Origin of the sequence: Streptomyces cinereospinus (genome assembly GCF_042430725.1) — a bacterium.
In the GTDB taxonomy this organism is placed as follows: Bacteria; Actinomycetota; Actinomycetes; order Streptomycetales; family Streptomycetaceae; genus Streptomyces; species Streptomyces cinereospinus.
Genome location: NZ_JBHMCY010000032.1, coordinates 33,425 through 41,900 on the forward strand (window position 1 = coordinate 33,425; position 8,476 = coordinate 41,900).

Here is an 8,476-nt window from a genome sequence, read left to right on the forward strand (position 1 = left end):
TTAGATTGGCACTTAATGCCAGAGTGTGCCCCATGAGGCCACGCCGCCGTCGGCCCTCCCCGCAGGCGGTTGCGCGTAAGGAGCGGACAAGACTTGAGCCCGGATGACTCAGGTCTGTTGACCCGAGCCCGGCCGTCGTGCACACTTGAGCCTGTTGCACTCAAGTCAGCTGGAGGAACCAACCATGGCACGTGCGGTCGGCATCGACCTGGGCACGACTAACTCCGTCGTCAGCGTTCTGGAGGGCGGCGAGCCCACCGTCATCACCAACGCCGAGGGTGCCAGGACCACGCCGTCCGTCGTCGCCTTCGCCAAGAACGGCGAGGTGCTGGTCGGTGAGGTGGCCAAGCGCCAGGCCGTGACCAACGTCGACAGGACCATCCGGTCGGTCAAGCGCCACATGGGCACCGACTGGAAGATCGAGCTCGACGGCAAGCCCTTCAACCCGCAGCAGATCAGCGCCTTCGTGCTGCAGAAGCTGAAGCGGGACGCCGAGGCCTACCTGGGCGAGAAGGTCGCCGACGCGGTCATCACCGTCCCGGCGTACTTCAACGATGCCGAGCGCCAGGCCACCAAGGAGGCCGGCGAGATCGCCGGCCTGAACGTGCTGCGGATCGTGAACGAGCCGACCGCCGCCGCCCTGGCCTACGGCCTGGACAAGGACGACCAGACCATCCTCGTCTTCGACCTCGGCGGCGGTACGTTCGACGTCTCGCTGCTGGAGATCGGCGACGGCGTGGTCGAGGTCAAGGCCACCAACGGTGACAACCACCTCGGTGGCGACGACTGGGACCAGCGTGTCGTCGACTACCTGGTCAAGCAGTTCCAGTCCGGCCACGGCGTGGACCTGAGCAAGGACAAGATGGCGCTCCAGCGCCTGCGCGAGGCCGCCGAGAAGGCGAAGATCGAGCTGTCCTCGTCCACCGAGACCTCGATCAACCTGCCGTACATCACGGCCTCCGCCGAGGGCCCGCTGCACCTGGACGAGAAGCTCACCCGCGCCCAGTTCCAGCAGCTGACCGCGGACCTGCTGGAGCGCTGCAAGACGCCGTTCCACAACGTCATCAAGGACGCCGGCATCTCCATCAACGAGATCGACCACGTCGTCCTCGTCGGCGGCTCCACCCGTATGCCCGCCGTCGCCGAGCTCGTCAAGGAGCTGACCGGCGGCAAGGAGGCCAACAAGGGCGTCAACCCGGACGAGGTCGTCGCCATCGGCGCCTCGCTCCAGGCCGGTGTCCTCAAGGGCGAGGTCAAGGACGTCCTGCTGCTCGACGTCACCCCGCTGTCCCTCGGCATCGAGACCAAGGGCGGCATCATGACCAAGCTGATCGAGCGCAACACCACGATCCCGACGAAGCGCTCCGAGATCTTCACCACGGCCGAGGACAACCAGCCGTCGGTGCAGATCCAGGTCTACCAGGGCGAGCGCGAGATCGCGGCCTACAACAAGAAGCTCGGCATGTTCGAGCTGACCGGTCTGCCCCCGGCGCCGCGCGGCGTGCCGCAGATCGAGGTCTCCTTCGACATCGACGCCAACGGCATCATGCACGTCACGGCGAAGGACCTCGGCACCGGCAAGGAGCAGAAGATGACCGTCACCGGCGGCTCCTCGCTGCCGAAGGACGAGGTCGACCGGATGCGCCAGGAGGCCGAGCAGTACGCGGAGGAGGACCACCGCCGCCGCGAGGCCGCCGAGACCCGCAACCAGGGCGAGCAGCTGGTCTACCAGACCGAGAAGTTCCTCAAGGACAACGAGGACAAGGTCCCCGGCGAGATCAAGACCGAGGTCGAGGCCGCCCTCACCGAGCTGAAGGAGAAGCTCAAGGGCGAGGACACCGCCGAGATCCGCTCCGCCACGGAGAAGGTCGCCGCCGTCTCCCAGAAGCTGGGCCAGGCCTTGTACGCCGACGCCCAGGCCTCCCAGGCGGCCGCGGGTGACGCCGGCGAGCAGCCCAGGGCCGACGACGACGTGGTCGACGCCGAGATCGTGGACGACGAGCGCAAGGACGGTGCCGCGTGACGGAGGAGACCCCGGGCTTCGAGGAGAAGCCCGACGTCCCCTCCGGCGCCACTCCCGACGACGCCGAGCCGAAGGCCGCCTCCGAGGAGGGGGCGGCCCCGGCCGGGGACGCAAGCACAGATGCCGGTCTGCTGGCCCAGCTGGACCAGGTGCGCACGGCGCTGAGCGAGCGCACCGCGGACCTCCAGCGGCTCCAGGCCGAGTACCAGAACTACCGCCGCCGGGTGGAGCGGGACCGGATCACGGTCAAGGAGATCGCCGTCGCGAACCTCCTGACCGAGCTGCTTCCGGTGCTCGACGACATCGGGCGGGCCCGGGAGCACGGCGAGCTGGTCGGCGGCTTCAAGTCCGTCGCCGAGTCGCTGGAGACCGTGGCGGCCAAGATGGGCCTTCAGCAGTTCGGCAAGGAGGGCGAGCCCTTCGACCCGACGATCCACGAGGCCCTGATGCACTCGTACGCGCCGGACGTCACGGAGACGACCTGCGTCGCGATCCTCCAGCCGGGGTATCGCATCGGCGAGCGCACCATCCGCCCCGCGCGGGTGGCGGTCGCCGAGCCCCAGCCGGGCGCGCAGACCGTGAAGCCCGCCGAGGAGGGCGAGCCGAAGGCCGACGACAAGGAGAACGGTGGCCCGGACGAGGGCTGATGCTGAACGGATGAGGAAGGAGGGACGTCGAGGATGAGCACCAAGGACTTCATCGAGAAGGACTACTACAAGGTCCTCGGCGTCCCCAAGGACGCCACCGAGGCCGAGATCAAGAAGGCGTACCGCAAGCTCGCCCGCGAGTTCCACCCGGACGCCAACAAGGGCAACGTCAAGGCCGAGGAACGCTTCAAGGAGATCTCCGAGGCGAACGACATCCTCGGCGACCCCAAGAAGCGCAAGGAGTACGACGAGGCCCGCGCGCTGTTCGGCAACGGCGGCTTCGGCCCGGGCCCCGGCGCCGGCGGCGGCACCTTCAACTTCGACCTGGGCGACCTCTTCGGGGGCGCCCAGGGCGGGGGCGCGGGCGGCGGCTTCGGCGGCGGACTCGGTGACGTCTTCGGGGGCCTGTTCAACCGGGGCGGCGCGACCGGCACCCGGACCCAGCCGCGGCGCGGCCAGGACATCGAGTCCGAGGTCACCCTCAGCTTCACCGAGGCGATCGAGGGCGCGACCGTCCCGCTGCGCATGTCCTCGCAGGCGCCGTGCAAGGCCTGCTCCGGCACCGGCGACGCCAACGGCACCCCGCGGGTGTGCCCGACCTGCGTCGGCACCGGCCAGGTGGCGCGCGGCTCCGGCGGCGGCTTCTCGCTCACCGACCCGTGCCCGGACTGCAAGGGCCGCGGTCTGCTGGCGGAGAACCCCTGCGAGGTCTGCAAGGGCAGCGGCCGCGCCAAGTCGTCGCGGACCATGCAGGTGCGCATCCCGGCCGGGGTCTCGGACGGCCAGCGGATCCGGCTGCGCGGCAAGGGCGCGCCCGGCGAGCGGGGCGGCCCGGCGGGCGACCTGTACGTGGTCGTCCACGTCAAGGAGCATCCGGTCTTCGGGCGCAAGGGGGACAACCTCGTCGTCGTCGTGCCGGTGACGTTCGCCGAGGCGGCCCTCGGCGGCGAGGTCAAGGTGCCGACCCTGGGCGGCCCCCCGGTCACCCTCAAGCTGCCGCCGGGCACCCCGAACGGCCGCACGATGCGGGCCCGGGGCAAGGGCGCGGTCCGCAAGGACGGCACCCGTGGCGACCTTCTGGTCACCGTCGAGGTGAGTGTCCCCACGGACCTCACGGGGAAGGCTCGTGACGCGCTGGAGACGTATCGCGAGGCGACCGCGGGGGAGGACCCGCGGGCGGAGCTGTTCCAGGCCGCGAAGGGAGCGTGAGTCACGCCATGGACACCAACGGCCGTCGACGCAACCCGTATGAGCTGACCGAGGAGACCCCGGTCTACGTCATCTCGGTGGCGGCCCAGCTGTCCGGCCTGCACCCGCAGACCCTGCGCCAGTACGACCGCCTGGGGCTGGTGTCTCCGGACCGCACGGCCGGCCGCGGCCGCCGCTACTCGGCCCGCGACATCGAGCTGCTCCGCCAGGTGCAGCAGCTGTCGCAGGACGAGGGCATCAACCTGGCCGGCATCAAACGCATCATCGAACTGGAGAACCAGGTCGCGGCGCTCCAGTCCCGCGTCGCCGAACTCCAGTCCGCGCTGGACGGCGCGGCGGCGGCGATGCAGCAGCGCGAGGCCGCCGTGCACGCCTCCTACCGGCGCGACCTGGTGCCGTACCAGGAGGTGCAGCAGACGAGCGCGCTGGTGGTGTGGCGGCCGAAGAAGGCCAAGGACTAGGAAGGCCAAGGACTAGGAAGGCCAAGGACTAGTAAGGCCAAGGACTAGTAAGGCCAAGGACTAGTAAGGCCAAGGACCGCGAAGAAGGCCGAGGACCGGTCAGCGCGCACAGGTGAGGGGCCCGGAGAATCCTCCGGGCCCCTCACCTGTCTCATGCCATCTGTCTCACGTCACCTGGGTCACAGCCAGGGGTCCCAGATGCCGTACGCCCGCTCCCACATGACCTTCTCGCGGCCGGCCGGATCGCTGTAGACGGCCCGGTAGTAGTACAGCCCGAGCCGGTCCTCGTGCACCGTGCGGTCCAGGTGGGACTCCGGGGCGCCGGCCGCGCCCGTGGCGAGCGCGGTCCATGCGGCGGTGACCGGGTCCCACCGCTCGTAACGGTAGTCGGTCCAGTCCTCGCACGGCGGGTCGTAGATGGTCTCGCCGCAGCGGACGTGGAGCTCCGGGTACTGGTCCGTGCGGACGTCGGTGCCGGTCCAGCCCGGCGGGCGGGTGTCGGGCAGGGCGACGGAGACCGCCGCCCACTGCAAGGTCTCCGGGCCCTCGTCCAGGTACACGCGGTCGGTGGCGGCCACCCGGTAGACGTGCTCGCGCCCGTCCGGCAGCGTCGGGCAGAGGATCTCGGTCTCGGCCAGCGAGTCGCCCGTCACACAGCCCGCCGTCCACACCGTCTCCCCCGTGTCCGGGTCGGTGCTGCCCTGCCGGACGTGGTAGCCGATGACGTCGTCGTCGGCCGGCGGGTTCCAGGTGAGGCGGACGCCCATCGGGATGACCTCGGCCGTCAGGTCGGTGACCGCGGCGGGGCGCCGGGTGTCGTCGGTGGTGGCGGTGACCGGCTCGCTCGGCCGGGAGCGGTGCCCGTACCGGTCGACCACGACGATCCGGTACTCGTACGCGGTCTCGGACGCGCCGGTCCCCTCCAGGCAGTGCGAGTGGACGACCTGGGCGGCCGCCGCGTAGCCGGGGTCGTGCGCGTCCACCGTGCTGTACGTGTAGCTGTGGGGCGGCTCCAGCGGCCCCTCGCCGCCGAGCGGCGGCGAGCACTGCTCCACGGTCGTGCTCTGCCCGGTCGCGGGGTCCGTCCGGACGATGTGGTACGTCGACGGGTGGCGCTCGTCGGCGGCCCACGGGTCGGCGCTGCGCCAGGCCAGCTCCACGCCCTTCTGCCAGGACGACCGGGTGTAGAGCCGGTACGGCGCGATCGCCTCGGGCCGGTCCGCCATCCGCATCAGCACCTCGGCGGGCGCGGAGGCGTTGCCCAGGGCGTCCACCGCGCGGACCGCGTACCGGTACTCGTCCGCCAGCGCCACCTGCTGCCGGGGCACCACGTCGGTCACCGTGGTGGCGGCACCGGTGAGGGCGTTCACGTATCCGCCGGTGGCCGGGTCGCGCTGGAGCACCTGGTACGTGGCGGCGTCCGCCACGGGGGTCCACACCAGGTGCGGGACGCCGGCGTCGTAGTCGATCCGGAGGTCGGCGGGGACGGCCGGCGGGACCGTGTCGAAGAGGGCGAGCGTGGTGGCGGCGGAGTACGCCGACCAGTTGCCGGCCGCGTCGCGGGCCCGGCCGCGGTAGGTGACCCGGGAGCCGTCGGCGGGCTGTCCCGGGTCGCAGAACGCGCCCCTGGTGCCCTCGTACACCGGGGTCCAGGCGCCCGTGGCCGCGTTCTGCCGCTGCGCCTGGTACAGCGCGATGTCGGCCGCGTTCTCCGACGTCGTGACGAGCTGCGGAGCCGCGAGCCTGTCGTCGTCCGGGCAGACGTCCTGCTCGACGAAGGGCGCCGCGGGCGGTGTCCGGTCGACGGTGGTGACGGACTTCTCCGCGGTGCCGCCCGACTCGTTGCCCGCCTTGTCGTAGGCGCGGACCTGGTAGGCGAAGACCTGCCCGGTGGCGGGCGGCGCGTCGGTGTGGGCGGTGGCGGTGGTGGCGGCCAGCCGGGTCCAGGCGCCGCTCGGCGTCAGCCGGCGGTAGACGCGGTAACCGGCGAGGTCCATCTCCTTGTTCCTCGCCCAGGAGACCACGGCCTTGCGGGTGACGGTGTCGTAGGAGACGGCCGCGCCCGTCGGGGTGAGCGGCCGGACCGTGTCGACGCTCGCCGAGGTGCGCGGGGTGTAGGCGAACCTGACGTTCGCGCCGCCGGTCCAGTTGACGAAGTCGACACGCAGGCTGTGCGGGCCCTTGGGGATCGTGAGGTTGACCGTCCTGGTCACGGTCGCCGACACGTTCTTCCACAGGTTGATCTTGAGTGAACCGTCGAGGTACACCCGGATCCCGTCCTGGGCGGAGGCGGCGAAGGTGAACGGCCCGCCGGAACCGAAGTCGCGGGTCACGCTCCAGCGGACGCCGAACCCGTCCCTGGGCAGCCCGGTGGCGGGCGCGCCGGTGCCCCAGCTCTCGGCGACGGTACTGTCGCAGTCGGTCCTGCGGGGCGTGCCCGAGAAGCCGGTGTTCGCGTAGAACTGCCGCTTGAACACGGGGGAGGTACAGGTCGTCGCCGCGGACGCGGGGGCCGTGACCGCGGCGAGCAGACCGCCCGCCGTGGCGAACACGGCGGCCGTCGCGGTCACCGCCGTGATGCGGCTGGCTGGGTTCATTCGGTCCTCTGTCGGGATGGAGACGGGCTGAGGCCAAAGCTCATGATCACGACTCGTGGTGAAAGGGAATGGTTGTACGCTTCCGTGTGGGCGCCTCAACTCCCCTTGTGTGGAGGGCTCGTGAAGGGTTCGGGCGGCTGTTCCGCCGGGTGTTCACGACCTGAGCGGAACGTGATGTTGCCATCTCGTTAAGTAGTTTCCCTTGACGCCGGGAGGCGTCGACGCGTTGGCTTTTCAGTCATCCGGGCCGCAATGCCGCGGCCACCTCCGGAAAGCAGCAGAAGTGGGCTCCTCCATGCGTCGTCGTTTCGCCATATCCGTGGTCGCCTCGTCGTTGGCTCTGTCACTGGCAGGCTGTGGCGCGCTGGGGGCGACGAGCGACACCAGTGACGCGAGTCCCACCAAGGGCAACGACATCACCGTGGGCCTGCTGCTGCCGGAGACGGCCAACACGCGCTACGAGAAGTTCGACTACCCGATCATCAAGGAGCGGGTGGCCGCGCTCACCCAGAACCGCGGCAAGGTCGTGTACGCCAACGCCGAGGCGGACGCCGGCCAGCAGGCCGCCCAGTTGCAGCAGATGGTCGACGACCAGGTCGACGTCATCCTGCTGGACGCCGTCGACTCGCACGGCGTCGCCGAAGGGGTGCAGAAGGCCAAGGACGCGAACATCCCGGTCATCGCCTACGACCGGCTCGCCGAGGGCCCGATCGACGCGTACATCTCCTTCGACAACGAACTCGTCGGCGAGGTGCAGGGCCGTTCCCTCGTCGAGGCGCTGGGCAGCGGCATCGACAGCTCCGACAAGATCGTCATGATGAACGGCTCGCCCACCGACCCGAACGCCAAGCAGTTCAAGCAGGGCGCGCTGTCCGAGCTGAACGGCAAGGTGACGATCGCCCAGTCCTTCGACACCAAGGACTGGAAGCCGGAGAACGCCGAGGCCAACATGGCCCAGGCGATCGAGCAGATCGGCAAGGACAACATCGCCGCCGTCTACGCCGCCAACGACGGCATGGCGGGCGGCGTCATCCAGGCCCTCCAGGCGGCCGGCGCGACCGAACTGCCGCCGATCACCGGGCAGGACGCGGAACTGGCCGGTGTGCAGCGGATCGTCGCCGGCCAGCAGTACATGAGCGTCTACAAGTCCTATCCGCAGGAGGCCGAGGCCGCCGCCGAGATGGCCGTGGCCAAGGTGCAGGGCCGGGACATCCAGTTCGACGCGCTCGCCCGGGACCGGGTGGACAGCCCGACCGACAAGGGCATCCCGGCCCAGCTGGTGTCGGTGGTGGCGCTGACCCGGGAGAACATCGAGGAGACGGTGATCAGGGACGGCATCTACCAGGTGTCGGAGATCTGCACCGCCGAGTACCAGGAAGCCTGCGCGGCGATCGGGCTCTCGTAGCGGGCGGCCGGTGCGGAACGCGCCCTCCGGCCGCCCCCGGTCTCATCCGGGCCTCTTTCGGGTCCTCCGGGCCTTCCCGCCTTCCCGGCCTTCCTCGGGGTCTTTCCTGGGCCTTCCCGGGCCTTCCTCCGGGT

6 protein-coding genes are annotated in these 8,476 nt (G+C 70.4%); 5 read left to right on the forward strand and 1 reads right to left on the reverse strand.

The genetic code is table 11. The features are described 5' to 3' along the window. Positions 1-184: 184 nt before the first annotated feature. From dnaK to ACFF45_RS18260, 4 genes are read left to right on the forward strand one after another with little or no spacing between them, the layout of a single operon-like run. Entirely contained in the window at positions 185-2,023 is a 1,839-nt protein-coding gene (dnaK, locus tag ACFF45_RS18245; protein ID WP_381347216.1) for a molecular chaperone DnaK, read from the forward strand. After that, on the forward strand, positions 2,020-2,670 hold the full coding sequence (gene grpE / locus ACFF45_RS18250) for a nucleotide exchange factor GrpE (protein ID WP_381347218.1): 651 nt from the start codon (positions 2,020-2,022) through the stop codon (positions 2,668-2,670). Before dnaK ends, grpE begins: the two co-directional genes overlap by 4 nt. A gap of 33 nt (positions 2,671-2,703) precedes the next feature. Then, entirely contained in the window at positions 2,704-3,879 is a 1,176-nt protein-coding gene (dnaJ, locus tag ACFF45_RS18255; RefSeq protein ID WP_381347220.1) for a molecular chaperone DnaJ, read from the forward strand. Positions 3,880-3,887: 8 nt separating this feature from the next. Further along, positions 3,888-4,340 carry a heat shock protein transcriptional repressor HspR gene (locus tag ACFF45_RS18260; RefSeq protein WP_381347285.1) on the forward strand — a complete coding sequence of 151 codons (453 nt, stop codon included), beginning with the start codon at positions 3,888-3,890 and terminating at the stop codon, positions 4,338-4,340. Between the two features lie 179 nt (positions 4,341-4,519). Here ACFF45_RS18260 and ACFF45_RS18265 read toward each other — a convergent pair whose 3' ends face one another. After that, entirely contained in the window at positions 4,520-6,937 is a 2,418-nt protein-coding gene (locus ACFF45_RS18265) for a PA14 domain-containing protein (protein ID WP_381347221.1), read from the reverse strand. A 295-nt stretch (positions 6,938-7,232) separates the two neighbouring features. On the opposite strand from ACFF45_RS18265, the gene ACFF45_RS18270 reads away from it, so the two are divergent. Then, positions 7,233-8,342: a sugar ABC transporter substrate-binding protein gene (locus ACFF45_RS18270; protein ID WP_381347223.1), complete on the forward strand. Its 1,110-nt coding sequence runs from the start codon at positions 7,233-7,235 to the stop codon at positions 8,340-8,342. The last annotated feature ends 134 nt before the right edge of the window (positions 8,343-8,476 follow it).